The following is a 15,821-nucleotide window of genomic DNA, read 5'->3' as shown; positions in this document are numbered from 1 at the left end:
GGGGACGAATTATCGCTCCCCAGCCCTGTATTTTCCCCACCAACAATTACCTTCGCCGGTAGTTTTTCTGCGCGTTGTTAACCTTCACCAGATAACGACGTGATTCACCCGCCGGATGCTTGGTGGTCAGAGTCTGATAAATATCACCAGGCTGCATGCTGTTGATGATGGTGACTGCCTTGGCCTTGTCACTATTGAACACCCGTAGCACGCTGCCAGCCCCACCGTTGTAAGCGGTGATCACCGCATAGCGGCGTGAGGTCGGGTTCTGAATGCCGCCCAGGTAGTTGTTCTGCAAGATGGCCAGATAGGCAGTACCGGTATCGATGTTGTTCTCCGGATCGAACAGGTAGCTGCGGCTTGGCGTACCCCATTTACCTTTGCTCTGGAACACGTCTTTACCGGCGGTATGCTGCACCACCTGCATCAGGCCCAGCGCGTCGGAACCGCTTACCGCATACGGGTTAAAGCTGGATTCGGTCTGCATAATCGCCAGGATCAGCGATTCTTCGACGCCGTATTTCTCGGACGCCTGGCGAACCATCGGCAGATATTTGTGTGCACGTTTATCCAGGTGGTTAGGCACCAGTTGCATAGTCACCGAGTAGATCACGTGCAGGCCCGAGGTGCGCCTTTTTAGTTTGTTTTGCAACAGATAGTCGGCGAAATGCGCCGCCCGCCATTCCCAGCGGATGGGTTGGCCCTTGTTATCCAGCACCTGGCCGTACAGGAACGGTTCTTTGCTGATCTGGATATCATTGGCGTCGGAATAGAGGTCGATCGAGCCTGGATCGTCACCCATCAACAGGGTGCTGATCACCGCCTGGCGCAGATGAGCCGCAGGATCGGTGCTGGCGATGGTTTCGATAGTGATGGTGCCCGAATCAAAGTTGATGTGGCTACGGGTCTGATATTGGTCGGTATATTTGACGTAATCTTTTGGCCCGGCGATCAGAACTTCGCTCAGCCCCCAGATGTTCTCGATGTTGTGGGCAAATTGGCCCATCAGAATATCAAAGGCGTTGGTGTCTTTGACATAGGCTTCCGTGACCACGTCGTTTTTTTTGCCGGAACAGGAGATCAGCAAAGGCGCTATCACTAGCAAAGCTAACATTTTCTTCATCTTGTCAAAGCCGTATACGCGAAGAATTAAACTGGGGAAAAGGGCCAGCGCTGGCCCGGAAAACATTATTCGCTCGGTGGCGTATAGCCTTCGATGTGGACCTCATGTCCTTCGAACAGGAAGCGGACCATCTCTTGTTCCAGCAGTTTGCGGTCATCCACGTTCATCATGTTGAGCTTTTTCTCGTTGATCAGCATGGTCTGCTTCTTCATCCATTCTCCCCAGGCTTCCTTGGAGATTTCGTTGTAGATGCGCTTGCCGACTTCCCCTGGATAGAGCTGGAAGTCTTGCCCATCGGCGTCACGCTGCAGGAAGGTACAAAAAATGGTTCTGCTCATGCTAATTCCTCGTCAATGGCGCTGTTGCCAAATAAACCGGGTTGGGTCGGGGACTGTTTGGCCAACTGCTGAAGCAGGCGCTCAACCGGCGCGGCCAGCCCGACCGAAGGGGGCTGCGTTAAGTTATACCAGAGACCGGCACCCTCATCCATGGCGCTACCCGCTTTGTCGATGTTCAGCCACATAGGCACAATATCCAGATGGAAATGGCTGAAGGTGTGGCGGAAGGCGGTCATTTGCTCTAAACGGCTATCTTGGAGGCCGCGTTGTTGCAGCCAGAGTTCAAGATCGATCCGCGCGCTAAACTGCGGGAAGCAGAATAGCCCGCCCCATAGGCCGGCACCTGGGCGCTGTTCCAGCCAGACGCCATCGTCCTGTTGCAGCATCAGGAAGTAGGCGGTTTTTTCCGGCAGGGTTTGCTTGGGTTTTTTGCCTGGATAGTTGGCCCAACTGCTGTTGCCGTTGGCAAGGCAGCCGATATTGAGCGGGCATATCTCGCATTTGGGTTTGCTACGGGTGCAGACCATCGCTCCCAGATCCATCATCGCCTGATTGAACTGGCCAACCCCTTCTGCCGGTGTGACCTCTTCGCTGATTTCCCACAGGCGATTTTCCACCTCTTTCTTGCCCGGCCAGCCAGCTATGGCGTAGCAACGGGCCAGGACGCGCTTGACGTTACCGTCGAGGATCGGATAGTGCTGCCCCTGGGACAGAGAGAGAATGGCACCGGCGGTTGAACGGCCTACGCCAGGCAGCGCGACAATTTCTTCAAAGGTTGTCGGGAACTCACCGCCGTGCTGTGCGACAATGGTCTGCGCCGCTTTATGCAGGTTTCTGGCGCGGGCATAATAGCCAAGCCCGGTCCACAGATGCAGGACTTCATCCTGCGGCGCTTCGGCCAGGGCTCGCACGTTCGGAAAACGTGCCATAAAGCGCTGAAAATAAGGAATAACGGTGGCAACCTGAGTTTGTTGCAGCATCACCTCAGAGAGCCATACTTGATAAGGCGTTTTATCGAGTTGCCACGGCAGCGTTTTGCGGCCATAGCGTTGGTACCAGTCAAGCACTACGTGCGAGAACTGTTGCGCTTGCATCATGAGCGAGTTCGCTATCCGGCAGATAAATAATGATGCGCGATTGCAGCATAGAGTGATGGTGCTGTAAACCGGAACTTTCCGCAGTAGCACATCCGGTATGATGATGAACGCTTGCTAAAGCAAAGTATCTTTGCATAATGCGCGTTCCCCTAATTGGCAGCCAAATAGACAGAAAGCACTATGATTAATGACGTCATCTCTCCAGAATTTGATGAGAACGGCCGCGCGATGCGCCGTATCCGCAGTTTTGTGCGCCGCCAGGGGCGGTTGACCAAAGGCCAGCAGCAGGCGCTGGACAACTATTGGCCGGTGATGGGCGTGGAATATCAGGCTGAACCTGTCGATATCGCCGCGCTGTTTGGCCGTGCAGCGCCAACCGTGCTGGAGATTGGTTTTGGCATGGGGGCTTCGCTAGTCACCATGGCGGGCAACAACCCGCAGCAGAACTTCCTGGGGATCGAGGTTCATTCGCCGGGCGTGGGTGCCTGTCTGGCCGATGCCCATGAGGCTGAGTTGGCCAACCTGCGGGTGATGTGCCACGATGCGGTGGAAGTCTTGCAGAATATGATCCCGGATGCTTCGCTGGATATGGTGCAGCTGTTCTTCCCGGATCCGTGGCACAAGGCGCGCCACAACAAACGCCGTATCGTACAGACGCCGTTTGTTGAACTGGTGCTGCGCAAATTAAAAGTGGGTGGCGTTTTCCATATGGCCACCGACTGGCAACCCTATGCGGAACACATGCTGGAAGTCATGAACAGCAGCGCAGGCTACCGTAATCTCTCCGAGAGCAATGATTACGTACCGCGCCCGGACTCGCGTCCGCTGACAAAATTTGAATTACGTGGCCAGCGTCTGGGACATGGCGTTTGGGATTTGATGTTTGAGAGGATGGAATAATGGCTAAGAACCGTAGTCGTCGTTTACGTAAAAAGTTGCATATCGAAGAGTTTCAGGAACTGGGCTTTTCCGTCGCCTGGCGTTTTGCTGAAGGGACTGCCGTTGAAGATATCGACAGCACCCTGGACGCGTTTATCGATGAAGTGATCGAGCCAAATGGCCTGGCGTTTGACGGCAGTGGCTATCTGCAGTGGGAAGGCTTGATCTGCCTGCAGAAGATTGGTCATTGCACCGAACAACACCGTGAGCTGATCAAAAACTGGCTGGAAGCACGCAAGTTGAGCGATGTGAAAACCAGCGATCTGTTCGACATCTGGTGGGATTGATCCGGTCCGATTAGCATTGCCGAAGGTGCCTTAATGGCACCTTTGTTCTATCTGGTGTTCTTTCTGGAGTAGTGAGCGCGGTGGTAACAACTTTAGATAACGCGTTGCTGGACGAGATCCTGCAACAGGTACGCCCACTGATTGGGCAAGGCAAGGTGGCAGATTACATTCCTGCATTGGCGGAAGTCGCCGCCGATCGGCTGGCAATCGCCGTCTGTACCGTTGACGGTGAACTGTTTCAGGCCGGGGATGCGACGGAGCGTTTTTCGATCCAGTCGATCTCCAAAGTATTGAGCCTGACGCTGGCGCTAACGCGTTATCAGGAAGGTGAAATCTGGCAGCGGGTGGGGAAAGAACCCTCTGGCCTGCCGTTTAATTCGTTGCTGCAGTTGGAAATGGAACAGGGCAAACCGCGCAACCCGTTTATCAACCCTGGTGCGCTGGTGGTCTGCGATATGCTGCAAACCCGGCTTAGTGCTCCCAAGCAGCGGATGCTGGAAGTGGTGCGCCAACTGGCAGGCGTTGATGACCTATCCTATGACATCCGCGTGGCGCGATCCGAATTTGAGCATTCCGACCGTAATGCCGCCATCGCCTATCTGATGAAGTCGTTCGGTAACTTCGACAATGACGTGCTGACCGTGCTGCAAACCTATTTTCACTACTGCGCGTTACGGATGAGCTGCGTTGAGCTGGCACGCAGCTTTGTCTACCTGGCTAACCAGGGCCGGACGCTTGATGGTGAAGAGGTGATCAGCCCGTTGCAGGCCCGGCAGATTAACGCCCTGATGATGACCAGCGGTATGTATGATGGTGCAGGTGAATTTGCTTACCGGGTTGGCATGCCGGGCAAGTCTGGAGTGGGCGGCGGTATTGTCGCCATCGTCCCTGATGAGCTGTCGATTGTCGTCTGGTCGCCGGAGCTGGATGCATCCGGTAACTCATTGGCGGGAACTGCGGCACTGGAACTGTTGTCTCAACGCATTAGCCGTTCGATTTTTTAACTCCATCGCATATGCGGTTGGAAGGGAGTCAGGAGAAACTATGTTAAAGAGAACCGGATTGGCCTTGCTGTTGTTAACGGCTTCACAGGCGCATGCCGAGTATCAGTGCAGCGTCAGGCCACAGGACGACGTGATTATCAGCTCACAGACCGTGCAGGTGGTGGGGACCAGCGGTAACCTGCAAATCACCGCCGACGGCGATGTCACTCGTGATGGCAAAGCATTGAGCCTGAATGATAACCAGCGCCAGAAGGCGTTCAGTTACCAGAACGCATTGCGTAAAGATTTACCCTGGATCGATCAGGGCGCGCAGCAGCATCTGGAAAAGGCGCGTGTAGCGCTGGATAAAGTCATCGTTCAGCAGTTGGGCACTGACAGCAACGTGCGTAACCGTCTGACCACGCTCAACGACCAGTTGAAGCAGCAGATGAACCGTATCATCGAACATCGCAGCGACGGCCTCACGTTCCACCACAAGGCGATCGCTCAGGTGGAGCAGGATGGCCGTAATATCGTACAGCAAAGCATGGGCGGCGTATTGCAGGACAGCCTGAACGAAATGGGCGTCAAGCAGGTCGCCAACAGCAATGGCAACCCGTTGCAGGCGATCATGGGCAACCTGGGTGGGCTACAGCAGGCCATCAAGAACGAATGGAACAATCAGGAGCAGGACTTCCAGAACTTTGGTCGCGACGTGTGTAAGCGCGTCACGGCTCTGGAAACCCAGCGTAAGGATCTGGTCAAGGCGCTGAACTAAGGTTTGACGTTAACAGGTTCCGTTGTTTTAAGAGCTGCGCTCCTAACTCGACGGAACCTATTACCCCTGCCAGATAAGCGTGTGACAGTTGAGCCTGCAATTCTACCTAAGCTATTCTTCCGGCAAGAAAAGTTCCAACAGCGAATTAAGGAACAGTTTGCCATGCTCGGTGATCTGCCAATACTCTGGCGTCTCTTGCAGATAGCCTTTGGCTAGCGCTTCGTCCAATGGTGCGCGGATCACGCTCTCATCCAGCCCGGTATATTGGGCGAACTCGGCGCGTGGCGCAGCTTCCAGCAGGCGGAAACGGTTCATAAAGAACTCGAATGGCCGATCGTGCGCCTCGACTTCATGCAGCTTGTCCCGATAGTCACCCCGCATAAAGCCGCGCGGATGCTTGGTTTTGGCGGTGCGCAGAATACGGCCATCGGCAAAGGTCAGCTTGCCGTGTGCGCCGCAACCAATCCCCAGATAGTCGCCAAAGCGCCAGTAGTTGAGGTTGTGCTGACACTGATAACCCGGTTTGGCATAGGCCGAGGTTTCATACTGCTGATAACCGGCAGCACTCAACAGTTCATGCCCTTGCTCAAAGATATTCCACAGCGCGTCATCATCCGGTAATACCGGTGGGCGTGAGCTGAACAGGGTATTTGGCTCGATGGTGAGTTGGTACCAGGACAGATGCGGCGGATTAAGAGCGATAGCCTGACGCAGGTCGTCCAGCGCTTCTTCCAGCGACTGATCCGGCAGGCCATGCATCAGGTCCAGATTGAAACTGCGCAGGCCCAGGCCGGTTGCCAGATGCGCCGCGCGCTTGGCCTCATCCGGGCCATGAATGCGCCCCAGACGGGTTAACTTTTCGGTGCTAAAGCTTTGTACGCCAATCGAGATGCGGTTCACCCCGGCGCGCTGATAGCCACTGAAGCGATCGGCCTCCACGGTGCCAGGGTTGGCTTCCATGGTGATCTCGGCGTCATCCACGACGTGAATGCGCGCCCGCACGCCATCTAGCAGTGCCTGCATGGCTTCGGCACTTAACAGACTCGGTGTTCCACCACCGATAAAGATGGTGCTGATTGCACGACCGCTGGTGAGCGGCAAATCGGCATCCAGATCTGCCAGCAGATGATCGACATATTCCTGATGCGGCACTTCGCCCTTCAAGGCATGCGAGTTGAAATCGCAGTATGGGCACTTTTGTACGCACCAGGGAATATGGATGTACAGGCTGAGCGGTGGCAGTGGTACGCTGTTAGCTGGCATTACGCATCGCTTCCAACATCAACTTCAACGCCTTGCCACGGTGGGAAATGGCAATTTTCTCTTCCCGTGTCAGCTCTGCTGCGGTGCAGCCCAAATCTGGTACATAGAAGATCGGATCGTAACCGAAGCCGCCAACGCCGGCCGGTTCAAAGGTGATCTCACCGGCCCAGCAGCCGTGGAACACCAGTGGGGTAGGATCTTCCGCATGACGCATATATACCAGCACACAATGGAATTGAGCACCGCGCTTGCCAGCAGGCACGTCTTTCAGCGTCACCAACAGCTTGTCCAGATTTTGCTGGTCGCTGGCCTCTAAACCGGCGTAGCGGGCAGAGTAAATCCCCGGAGCGCCGCCCAAGGCATCGACCGCCAGGCCAGAGTCGTCGGCCATCGCTGGCAGACCGGTGATCTGCGCGGCATGGCGGGCTTTGAGAATAGCGTTTTCAATAAACGTCAGGCCGGTTTCTTCGGCGGAGTCTACGCCAAGCTCGGTTTGCGCTATCACGTCGAAGCCGAAATCGGCCAGCAGTTCGGCGAGTTCACGCACTTTGCCGGGGTTGCCGGTGGCTAGAACGATTTTTTGCATATAATAGATACCTTGAAATTATTCGATCAGCGCCGCGATGACGTCAGGGATCTGTTGCGGGTTGTGGATGCGCAATTGCTTGTGCCGCCCGAGTTCGCCTTTCTCGATGATTACGTTGCTTTTCGCCACCTTAAACTGCTTGGCGATAAACTTGATGAGATGGGCATTGGCCTGGCCATCGACCGGTGGTGCGGTGATGGCGACTTTTATCTCGTCGCCATGCAGGCCAATAATCTGATCGCGGCTGGCTTTGGGCTGAATATATAGCCTGACCACCAGCCCGTCCAGCTGTGGGGTGACTGCACTCACAGCAGGAACCAGAGCTCGCCAAACAGATCCATCCCCAGGTAGTTGATCAGATACAGGATCAGGATCACTACCATTGCAGAGAAATCAATGCCGCCCATCGCCGGGATCACGCGGCGGATAGGGGCCATCAACGGCTCGGTAAGCTGGAACATCACATAATCAATCGGGCTGCGGCCCTGGCTGATCCAACTCATCAAGGCGCGAATGATCATCACCCAGAAGATCAGGTAGCCGACGGATTTGATCAGAGAAATCAGGCCAAACAGCAAGTTGTACAGGCTGAGTGACAGGGTACCGCTCTGGATCAGCAGCAGTAATGGATATTTGACGGTCATCAACAGGAAAGCCAACAGTAATGAGGCGCTGTCTACCGGCCCCATTGAAGGAACGATGCGGCGCAACGGGCCGACGATCGGCTGGGTGATTTTCACCACAAACTGCGAAAACGGGTTATAAAAGTCAGTGCGCGTCAGTTGCATCCAGATGCGCAACAGCAGCACCATCACGTAAATATCAACGACGGTTTTGACCAGGAAAGTCAGCGTTAGCATGTAAGTTACCCTTCTCCTTAACTTCTGGGTTATCCCCTTGGTTGCCGATTGCCTTGGCGGCCTGCAACTCATCGGGCATAGTTAAAATGATTTTTCCATTTCCTGCGCACGGGAAACCGCGGCCTGCATGGCTTTAGCAACGGTCTCTGGCAACCGTTGTTCGTTGAATACCCGCAACGCCTCGGCGGTGGTGCCCCCTTTGGAGGTCACTTGCTCACGCAGCGTGGCTAGCGAGATCTCCGGGTTGGCGGCGGCCAATGCCGCAGCACCGATAGCGGCCTGTTGCACCAGATCGCGTGCGGCCTGGCTGCTGAATCCCATACGCTCGGCCTCCTGTTGCATGGCATCCATAAACAGGAAGAAATAGGCCGGTGCGCTGCCTGCGGCGGCGATCACGCCATTGATGCCGTTTTCGTCATCGACCCAGCAGACTTTACCCACCGAGCTCATCAGATCGCTAGTGTAATCACGATCCTGTTGGCTAACCTGCTCGGGAGCATACAGCCCGCTCATTCCTTTACCGACCAGCGAAGGGGTATTGGGCATGATGCGCACGATATTCAAACCTTCACCGAGCATTTGATAGAAACGGCTCACCAGAATACCGGCGGCGATCGACAGCACCAGTTTACCGGAGAAATCGACCTGTTCCTGTAAAGGTAAGCAAACCTGCGCCATTATTTGCGGTTTTACCGCCAGAACCACGACGTCGGCCTGTTTTGCACAAGTGATGTTGTCTGCGCTGCTGTTGATGCCATATTCGGTGGCCAGGGCGTCACGGTTTTTTGCTGACGGCGCACAAACGCTGATGGCGGCTGCCGGATAGCCACCGGCGACCAGGCCCGCAATGATAGCGCGAGCCATATTACCGGCACCAATAAAGGTAATTTTGCGATGTTGCATCAAATCCTCGTTATACGGTGGTGTGCGAGTAGTCACGGGCACCAAAAATTGCGGTGCCGATACGAACCATCGTGCTGCCGGCGGCGATCGCTGCCTGCATATCATCTGTCATGCCCATCGACAGCGTATCCACCTGCGGATAGCGCAGCTTGAGCTGCTGGAAAGCGTCATTCATCTGGCCGAATGTCGCCAACTGGCGCTGATAGTCGTGTTCCGGGGCCGGGATGGCCATCAGCCCACGCAAGCACAGGTTAGGCAATGCGGCTACCGCCTCGGCCAGCGCTGGCAGCTCACTCAATACAATGCCAGATTTACTCTGTTCGTCACTGATATTTATCTGGATCAGCACGTTTAACGGCGGCATTCCTGCGGGGCGCTGATCGTTCAGACGCAGGGCAATACGCAAGCGGTCAACGGTGTGGCACCAGGCAAAGTGCTCTGCCACCAGCCTGCTTTTATTGGATTGCAGCGGGCCGATAAAGTGCCATTCCAATCCAGCCCCTTCTGGCCGCTGGGCAAAATACTGGATCTTGTCTACCCCTTCCTGCACGTAATTCTCGCCAAACGCGTGCTGGCCTGCGGTAATGGCTTGTGCGATCGCCTCCGCAGGTTTGGTTTTGCTGACTGCAAGCAATGTCACTTCTTCTGGAATGCGTGCGCAGTCTTGAACGGCCGCTGCAATACGGCTCCTGACATCCTGCAGATTCTGTTGGATAGTGCTCATGATTAACCCGGGAGATTGATATGGATATCGATGAATTTGTGGCCCTTAGTGTAAAGCATAATGCCTCCGATCTGCACCTTTGTACCGGCCATCTGCCAATGTTACGTATCGATGGTGAACTCCAGGCCGTGGAAAGTGGGGAAATCCTTACCCAACAGCAGATGGCGGCATGGTGCCAAACGCAGTTGTCGCAGACGATGTGGCAGCAACTACAGCTGATGGGGCAGCTCGATCTGGCGTTAGCCCTGGCTGGCGGTACCCGGCTGCGTGCCAATTTCTTTTTGCAAAACGATGGGGTCTCCGTGGCGCTGCGCAGGATCGCCAGCCAGTGCCCAACGTTGGCTGAACTGACCACCCCGGAAATTATTCCGGCGCTGCTGCAGCGCGAAGATGGTTTGATACTCGTCACCGGCGCTACCGGCAGCGGCAAGTCGACCACGCTGGCGGCGATGATCGACTTTATTAATCGGCATCAGCGCCGCCACATTCTCACGCTGGAAGATCCGATCGAGTTTATCCATCGTAGCCAGCGTTCTCTAATCCAGCAGCGGGAGTTAGGGCGTGATACCCACAGCTTTGACGATGCGCTGCGGGCCGCACTGCGTGAGGATCCAGACGTGATCCTGCTGGGGGAGCTGCGTGACACCACCACCGTTCGGTTGGCGCTGACCGCGGCAGAAACCGGCCATTTGGTCCTGGCTACCCTGCATACCCGCAGCGCGCCACAGGCGGTGGAACGGCTGGTGGATGTATTCCCGGCGGAAGAGAAAGCCTATGTTCGGGCCCAGTTGGCCAGCTGCCTGCAGGCGGTGATCGCACAAAAGCTGCTGAGCAAACCCGGGGGAGGGCGTGTTGCCATTTACGAGATCCTCACGGCCACGGCGGCGGTGAGCAGCATGATCCGCGAAGGTAAAACCCATCAGTTGGTCAGCGTATTGCAAACAGGTGCGCAGTCAGGAATGCAAACTTTTGAGCAGGGTTTGCAACAGCGTGTTGCGCAGGGAATATTATAATGCCACAATCGATTAACTATTTTTCCCCTTATTTTTAATTGCAATCAATCGCACCGAGGCTTCGTGCGAGAGAGATGTATATTGGTAACTCAGGAGCGAACCGTGTTGCAGTATAAGTAGCTATCTTTTGGTTGCTATTATTAGGATTATTGTTGGTATTAGGATAAGGATATTCTTATGGGTTCCTGGTTGATTGTTGACGATCACCCCGCAATTTGTTTCGCGGTGAAAGCAATTTTATCTTCATTAGGTAATGACTCGATCCAGACCGCAACTAACGGCCTGGATGCCATGGCGCGAATAAGGGAAAATACGCCGCAGTTGGTGATCCTTGACATCATGCTGAATAAAATGGATGGGCTGCAGATCCTACAGCATATTCGCCAGGTGGACAGCGCTATTAAAGTGGTGGTATATACCAGCCTGCCCACGGGGAGCTACGCAGAAAGAGCGCTACGTGCCGGAGCTAGCGGGTTTTTCAATAAAGATCAGGATATCAGCCAATTGGCTCCATTGTGCCAGCTGGTGCTGCAAGGATATGCCTGTTTTCCACAGACAACTCTGATGCCTTTGCTTAATGTACCGCTAAAAAGCAAGAATCTTCTTACGCTGCTTTCTGATCGTGAACTGACCGTATTGCGTTATTTATCAGAGGGACTTAGCAATAAGGAAATAGCCGATCGCCTGATTTTGAGTAATAAAACCATCAGCACTTATAAGACACGTCTTATGGAAAAGCTAAAAATTAACAGCACGGAAGATTTGGTGGCTTTTTTTCATCATCAGAGCGAACGACCTGACGATGAATAAATTACTTTTGATGCTTATTTTTTTTTGCTGTGGTGCTTTCGCAGGGGAAGGGCCAACTTTTCGTGAAACCAATCTGCTTAGCCGTAGCCAGGTTCAATTATCCGAACCCGAGCTAACCAGTGATGATTGGCAATGGTTGCGCCGTAAACGAGTGCTGATTTTCGGCATTGCGGCCCCCAATTATTCGCCTTTTGATATCATCAGTGGCACCCGGGATTATGGTGGTATCAATGCCGATTACCTGGGGATCGTTGGTTATAATCTTAACGTACAGATAAAAGTACGTTACTACGAAGATGCTTCAGCCCTGCGGCGAAGTCTGGATAAGGGAGAAGTGGATTTGATCGGCAATGTCGCAGCAAGAAGCGTAGCCGATCCCACCATGCTGCTTTCTACACCTTATGTCTCTGCCTCACCGGCATTGGTGGTGCGCACCGACAGCCTGCTGCAACAGAATCCCCCACAGCGCATTGCTATCGAGCGTCTATACAGCGGTAATCAGAGCTTGGTAGCACGCTTTCCGGCGGATTATCAGGTTTTTGACATACCACGCCGGGCGCTGGAGGCATTGTCGTTTAAGAAGCTGGACGCTTTTATTGGTGATGCCACGGTGGCTCGCTATTTAATCAATCAGGGCAACCTGAACAATTTGCGTTTGCAACTGCTGCCACAGCAGGACATCAAAGGATTCTCCTTTGGCATGGCCTGCGGGAATGTACGTTTACAGCGAATATTGAACGCTGTTTTAGCGAGGATCCCGGAAAGCGCTCAAGCGGAGATCCAAAGCCGCTGGAATGGGGGGATCCCCATGTCACAAAGCGATGAACACCTGTTGCTGACCTCGCTGGAAAGAAAATGGGTGGAAGAACATCCCAGAGTGCGTCTGGCCGTTAATGGCGATTTCGCCCCTTTGGGCTTCTTCGACGTTCAGGGGGAGTTCCGTGGTTTGACGGCTGATGTGATGGAGGCTATCTCTAGCCGTATAGGGCTCAAGTTTGACATTATCCGCGCACAATCACTACAAGACTCCCTGGAGGCGGTCAAAACTGGCCGGGCCGACATTGTCGCTGGTGTGACGCTAGATGCAATCTGGCCTAACGGGTTGCTGACGACTCGATCTTATTTATTCAACTCTTGGGTATTACTGGGGATCCAGGAGCAGATTAGCCATGATCCTCCGCAGTTGATTGCTCTGGTCGCTGGGCACCCTCTGCAGGCTCTCTTGCGGGAACAGTACCCCGATAGCCGGATAATTACCGTGCCGTCACCCCAAGCCGGCATTGAGGCGGTAAAGGCGGGAAAGGTTGAAGCATTGGTGTTGCCGATGATTAGCGCTGATTATTTCCTGGCTCGGGAGCCCTCCTCGGGGCTAAGTATTCTGAGCGCTCTGGATATAGAACCGGCGCGTTTTGTGATTGGTATCTCTGGCAATGAATACCCCCTGGCAACCATCCTCGACAAGGCATTGCTGAATATCCCTCCAGAGGATATCCATGCGATGACCAGCAATTGGTATAACAATACCTATCTGCTTGAAGGGACTCAGGGTGATGGAAAATTGTCTGCCCACTGCTATTCCACAACGTGGTTACTGATAACGCTGTTGCTGGCAGTACTAGTGATAACTTTGTTTATCAGTAGGTTACGCAGTAAACGCTATCTGGTGCAGCGCTGCCAGGCGGTAATCGATAGCGTGCCCTTGCCGATTTACATCACCAATCTGAAAGACCAGATAGTGATGGCTAACGCGCCATTTTTTAATGCCATCAATGTTCCTGCAGAGACGGCGATCGGCAGCTCGCTGGAAAACTACCAACTGCAACTACCGGTCACGCTGGATATCGGACGGAGCGGTGAGCAGGAGCAGGTTTTATCTGTTATGCAGTTGGGAGGCCAGTCGCGCACTTTGCAGCAGTGGGGCCACTTGCTGATCACTGAAGATCAGCGTGCAGAAGGCAAAATCGGAGGGTGGTTCGACGTGACCGAACGCGATCGCCTGATTGCGCAGTTACAGCAGGCGAAAGAGCGTGCGGACAGTGCCAACCGGGCTAAAACCACCTTCCTGGCCACCATGAGTCATGAGATCCGTACTCCGCTTAATGCCATTATCGGCATGTTGGAACTGTTGCTGAACCGCCCGCAGCGCGAGGAAGCTGTAGATCGAGAACTGCTGAGCGTTGCACATGAGTCAGCCCATTCTCTGCTGGCCTTGATTGGTGACATTCTTGATATCTCACGCATTGAGGCGGACCGTCTGATCCTGCATCCACAACGTGCAGATATCCGTCACCTGATTGAAGCCGTGGCGATGCTATTTGACGGTGTGGCAAGACAAAAAGGGTTAGCGTTCAGGTTGGATATTGACGCGGAGATCACCGGCGATGTGTTGGTTGATCCCATGCGTTTCAAGCAGGTGCTATCCAATCTGGTGAGTAATGCCATCAAGTTTACCGAGCAAGGGCAGGTCACGCTCAGTGTCGTGGTCGATCAGATTAGCGAAGAACGAGCGGATCTGCGGCTACGTGTTTCTGATACTGGCAAGGGGATTGATGCAGCCACTCAAGAGCGCCTTTTCCAACCCTTTACTCAGGGCAATGGGGAGACTGGCGGGACGGGGCTTGGGCTGTATATTTGCCGCAAGCTGGTGGAGATGATGGGGGGGACCATCGTATTGAACAGTGAGGTTGGTATTGGCAGCGACGTCACCGTGCTACTTTCAGTGCCGAGATTGCTGACATTCTCCCCTCAAACACCGCAGGAGGAAGCAACCCCGGCATTATCATCCCAGCTGCGGGTACTGATCGTTGAAGATCATCCTGCGGGCAGAATGTTGTTGGCCCAACAGTTGCAGTTTCTTGGCCATCAGTCCATTGCGGTTGGGGATGGGGAGCAGGCGCTGAAGTTGCTGGAACAGGAGAGCTTCAACCTGATCATCACCGACTGCCAGATGCCTGAACGTGATGGTTACAGCCTGAGTCGCCAAATCAGGCGCATTGAGCGTGAACAGCAGTCCGTTCCTAGGGTGATCTGGGGGCTGACGGCCAATGCACAAGAAAGTGCCCGTGAGGCTTGCCTGCAGGCCGGAATGGATGATTGCCTGTTTAAGCCGGTGAACCTGAGCATATTAAAAACGAAATTGTCTACGTTGCCACTGACTGCTACGGGGGACGCTGAAGAGGAGCCAGCGTTTGCCGTGGAAGATTTGCCAGCGGAATTGCGTCAGCCAAAGGTATTGCAAGAGTTTATCCAAACCCTGCTGGATTGCTTGCATGAAGACTGTACGCAGCTTGCCATGGACATTCAGCAGCAACCGATGGATCCGCTAAACATACAGGCATTGGCCCATAAATTGGCCGGCGCGGCCCGGTTGGTGAATGCTGAAAGTCTGAATCAAGCTTGTCAGTCATTGCATGACAACCCCGTTCAGGCAACCGCAACGGTGGTGCTGGGAGAAGCGCAACGGCTGCTCAGCACCTTAAGGAAAGTACAACGGACTACAGGTGAATAGTCCCTTCCTACAGGGCGATTAAGGCTTCTGTAGATTTTAAGGTAACTGGGATCGCTTTATTCTTTGTCGCACAGGAAGGGGAGCTTTTGGGTTCCTCATGTGTAATAGCGTTTAAGGATAAAATGATGAAAAACATGACTAAATTAGCGATTCTGCCACTGGTTATGGTTCTGGGTGCAAGCTTCTCTACCATGGCTAATGCGGCTTACGACTGTAACGCCAAACGTGCTGCGCTCGAATATCAGATCCAGCAGGCTGAGAAGTACGGTAACTACAACCGTGTAGCTGGCTTGAAGCGTGCTCTGAGCGAAGTTAATGCCCATTGCACCAACGGTAGCGTGCTGCAGGACGCTCAGAAGAAAGTCACCAAGCTGGAACAGAAACTGGCTGACAAGCAGCAGGACGTACAGGAAATTAAAGCCGACCTGCGTGAAGCTCAGGCCAAAGGTGACGCCAAGAAAGTGGCTAAGTACCAGAAAAAACTGCAAGAAAAGCAGGCTGACGTAAAAGAAATCAAACAAGAGCTGAAGCAGGCTCGCGCTGAGCTGGCAGCAGCACAGAAATAAGCAGCCATGATTTGGTAATTAAGGGGCGCAGATGCGCCTCTTT

Annotated in this window: 17 protein-coding genes; 8 read left to right on the top strand and 9 right to left on the bottom strand. The window is 54.0% G+C overall.

The genetic code is table 11. From position 1 onward, the window contains the following. Nucleotides 1-46: 46 nt before the first annotated feature. The 3 genes from mltC to mutY form a co-directional block, all read right to left on the bottom strand. Complete coding sequence (gene mltC, locus ABIE29_RS03755; RefSeq protein WP_429616901.1) at nt 47-1,123, bottom strand: membrane-bound lytic murein transglycosylase MltC; 1,077 nt, start codon at nt 1,121-1,123, stop codon at nt 47-49. A 65-nt stretch (nt 1,124-1,188) separates the two neighbouring features. Continuing rightward, on the bottom strand, nt 1,189-1,461 hold the full coding sequence (locus ABIE29_RS03750; RefSeq protein WP_024484083.1) for an oxidative damage protection protein: 273 nt from the start codon (nt 1,459-1,461) through the stop codon (nt 1,189-1,191). Continuing rightward, entirely contained in the window at nt 1,458-2,558 is a 1,101-nt protein-coding gene (gene mutY, locus ABIE29_RS03745) for an A/G-specific adenine glycosylase (protein ID WP_429616900.1), read from the bottom strand. Before mutY ends, ABIE29_RS03750 begins: the two co-directional genes overlap by 4 nt. Before the next feature lie 180 nt (nt 2,559-2,738). Here mutY and trmB point away from each other — a divergent pair, with 180 nt between their 5' ends. From trmB to ABIE29_RS03725, 4 genes are all read left to right on the top strand, one after another. Then, nucleotides 2,739-3,458, top strand: a complete 720-nt coding sequence (gene trmB / locus ABIE29_RS03740; RefSeq protein WP_429616899.1) for a tRNA (guanosine(46)-N7)-methyltransferase TrmB — start codon at nt 2,739-2,741, stop codon at nt 3,456-3,458. Then, on the top strand, nt 3,458-3,784 hold the full coding sequence (locus ABIE29_RS03735) for a YggL family protein (protein WP_429616898.1): 327 nt from the start codon (nt 3,458-3,460) through the stop codon (nt 3,782-3,784). The genes trmB and ABIE29_RS03735 overlap by 1 nt, the downstream gene beginning before the upstream one ends. Before the next feature lie 80 nt (nt 3,785-3,864). Further along, nucleotides 3,865-4,788 carry a glutaminase B gene (glsB, locus tag ABIE29_RS03730; RefSeq protein ID WP_429616897.1) on the top strand — a complete coding sequence of 308 codons (924 nt, stop codon included), beginning with the start codon at nt 3,865-3,867 and terminating at the stop codon, nt 4,786-4,788. Nucleotides 4,789-4,828: 40 nt separating this feature from the next. Next, nucleotides 4,829-5,545 (top strand): DUF2884 domain-containing protein, encoded by a 717-nt coding sequence (locus ABIE29_RS03725; RefSeq protein ID WP_429616896.1) that lies wholly within the window; start codon nt 4,829-4,831, stop codon nt 5,543-5,545. A gap of 111 nt (nt 5,546-5,656) precedes the next feature. Here ABIE29_RS03725 and hemW read toward each other — a convergent pair whose 3' ends face one another. The 6 genes from hemW to ABIE29_RS03695 form a co-directional block, all read right to left on the bottom strand. Further along, the gene (hemW, locus tag ABIE29_RS03720; RefSeq protein WP_429616895.1) at nt 5,657-6,808 is read right to left on the bottom strand and encodes a radical SAM family heme chaperone HemW; all 1,152 of its coding nucleotides are present in this window, start codon (nt 6,806-6,808) and stop codon (nt 5,657-5,659) included. Next, the gene (rdgB, locus tag ABIE29_RS03715; protein ID WP_429616894.1) at nt 6,798-7,394 is read right to left on the bottom strand and encodes an RdgB/HAM1 family non-canonical purine NTP pyrophosphatase; all 597 of its coding nucleotides are present in this window, start codon (nt 7,392-7,394) and stop codon (nt 6,798-6,800) included. The genes hemW and rdgB overlap by 11 nt, the downstream gene beginning before the upstream one ends. An 18-nt stretch (nt 7,395-7,412) precedes the next feature. Next, entirely contained in the window at nt 7,413-7,703 is a 291-nt protein-coding gene (yggU, locus tag ABIE29_RS03710) for a DUF167 family protein YggU (RefSeq protein ID WP_429616893.1), read from the bottom strand. After that, nucleotides 7,700-8,254, bottom strand: a complete 555-nt coding sequence (locus tag ABIE29_RS03705; protein WP_025120085.1) for a YggT family protein — start codon at nt 8,252-8,254, stop codon at nt 7,700-7,702. The genes yggU and ABIE29_RS03705 overlap by 4 nt, the downstream gene beginning before the upstream one ends. Nucleotides 8,255-8,335: 81 nt before the next feature. Continuing rightward, entirely contained in the window at nt 8,336-9,157 is an 822-nt protein-coding gene (gene proC / locus ABIE29_RS03700; RefSeq protein WP_429616892.1) for a pyrroline-5-carboxylate reductase, read from the bottom strand. A gap of 10 nt (nt 9,158-9,167) precedes the next feature. After that, nucleotides 9,168-9,881: a YggS family pyridoxal phosphate-dependent enzyme gene (locus ABIE29_RS03695; protein WP_429616891.1), complete on the bottom strand. Its 714-nt coding sequence runs from the start codon at nt 9,879-9,881 to the stop codon at nt 9,168-9,170. 20 nt (nt 9,882-9,901) lie between these two features. Between ABIE29_RS03695 and ABIE29_RS03690 the strand changes: the two genes are divergently transcribed. The 4 genes from ABIE29_RS03690 to ABIE29_RS03675 all read left to right on the top strand — a co-directional run bounded on the left by ABIE29_RS03690 (nt 9,902) and on the right by ABIE29_RS03675 (nt 15,778). Next, entirely contained in the window at nt 9,902-10,894 is a 993-nt protein-coding gene (locus ABIE29_RS03690) for a type IV pilus twitching motility protein PilT (protein WP_429616890.1), read from the top strand. A gap of 177 nt (nt 10,895-11,071) precedes the next feature. Continuing rightward, entirely contained in the window at nt 11,072-11,704 is a 633-nt protein-coding gene (locus ABIE29_RS03685) for a response regulator (RefSeq protein WP_429616889.1), read from the top strand. Beyond that, a complete protein-coding gene (locus ABIE29_RS03680; protein WP_429616888.1) occupies nt 11,697-15,212 on the top strand; it encodes an ATP-binding protein in 3,516 nt (1,171 codons plus the stop codon). The genes ABIE29_RS03685 and ABIE29_RS03680 overlap by 8 nt, the downstream gene beginning before the upstream one ends. Nucleotides 15,213-15,346: 134 nt before the next feature. Then, nucleotides 15,347-15,778, top strand: a complete 432-nt coding sequence (locus tag ABIE29_RS03675; protein ID WP_429616887.1) for a DUF1090 domain-containing protein — start codon at nt 15,347-15,349, stop codon at nt 15,776-15,778. The last annotated feature ends 43 nt before the right edge of the window (nt 15,779-15,821 follow it).

The organism is Serratia sp. 2723, from assembly GCF_050434425.1.
Lineage (GTDB): Bacteria > Pseudomonadota > Gammaproteobacteria > Enterobacterales > Enterobacteriaceae > Chania.
The sequence above is the reverse complement of the archived record's forward strand: the minus strand, read 5'-3'. Positions and strand labels throughout refer to the sequence as shown.

What these genes read in the sequence shown, in the direction of transcription:
- ABIE29_RS03695 (WP_429616891.1), bottom strand. Translation starts at nt 9,881, where the DNA reads ATGAGCACTATCCAACAGAATCTGCAGGATGTCAGGAGCCGTATTGCA.
- ABIE29_RS03705 (WP_025120085.1), bottom strand. Translation starts at nt 8,254, where the DNA reads ATGCTAACGCTGACTTTCCTGGTCAAAACCGTCGTTGATATTTACGTG.
- mltC (WP_429616901.1), bottom strand. Translation starts at nt 1,123, where the DNA reads ATGAAGAAAATGTTAGCTTTGCTAGTGATAGCGCCTTTGCTGATCTCC.
- ABIE29_RS03750 (WP_024484083.1), bottom strand. Translation starts at nt 1,461, where the DNA reads ATGAGCAGAACCATTTTTTGTACCTTCCTGCAGCGTGACGCCGATGGG.
- rdgB (WP_429616894.1), bottom strand. Translation starts at nt 7,394, where the DNA reads ATGCAAAAAATCGTTCTAGCCACCGGCAACCCCGGCAAAGTGCGTGAA.
- ABIE29_RS03685 (WP_429616889.1), top strand. Translation starts at nt 11,072, where the DNA reads ATGGGTTCCTGGTTGATTGTTGACGATCACCCCGCAATTTGTTTCGCG.
- proC (WP_429616892.1), bottom strand. Translation starts at nt 9,157, where the DNA reads ATGCAACATCGCAAAATTACCTTTATTGGTGCCGGTAATATGGCTCGC.
- ABIE29_RS03690 (WP_429616890.1), top strand. Translation starts at nt 9,902, where the DNA reads ATGGATATCGATGAATTTGTGGCCCTTAGTGTAAAGCATAATGCCTCC.
- hemW (WP_429616895.1), bottom strand. Translation starts at nt 6,808, where the DNA reads ATGCCAGCTAACAGCGTACCACTGCCACCGCTCAGCCTGTACATCCAT.
- ABIE29_RS03735 (WP_429616898.1), top strand. Translation starts at nt 3,458, where the DNA reads ATGGCTAAGAACCGTAGTCGTCGTTTACGTAAAAAGTTGCATATCGAA.
- trmB (WP_429616899.1), top strand. Translation starts at nt 2,739, where the DNA reads ATGATTAATGACGTCATCTCTCCAGAATTTGATGAGAACGGCCGCGCG.
- ABIE29_RS03725 (WP_429616896.1), top strand. Translation starts at nt 4,829, where the DNA reads ATGTTAAAGAGAACCGGATTGGCCTTGCTGTTGTTAACGGCTTCACAG.
- mutY (WP_429616900.1), bottom strand. Translation starts at nt 2,558, where the DNA reads ATGATGCAAGCGCAACAGTTCTCGCACGTAGTGCTTGACTGGTACCAA.
- ABIE29_RS03680 (WP_429616888.1), top strand. Translation starts at nt 11,697, where the DNA reads ATGAATAAATTACTTTTGATGCTTATTTTTTTTTGCTGTGGTGCTTTC.
- ABIE29_RS03675 (WP_429616887.1), top strand. Translation starts at nt 15,347, where the DNA reads ATGACTAAATTAGCGATTCTGCCACTGGTTATGGTTCTGGGTGCAAGC.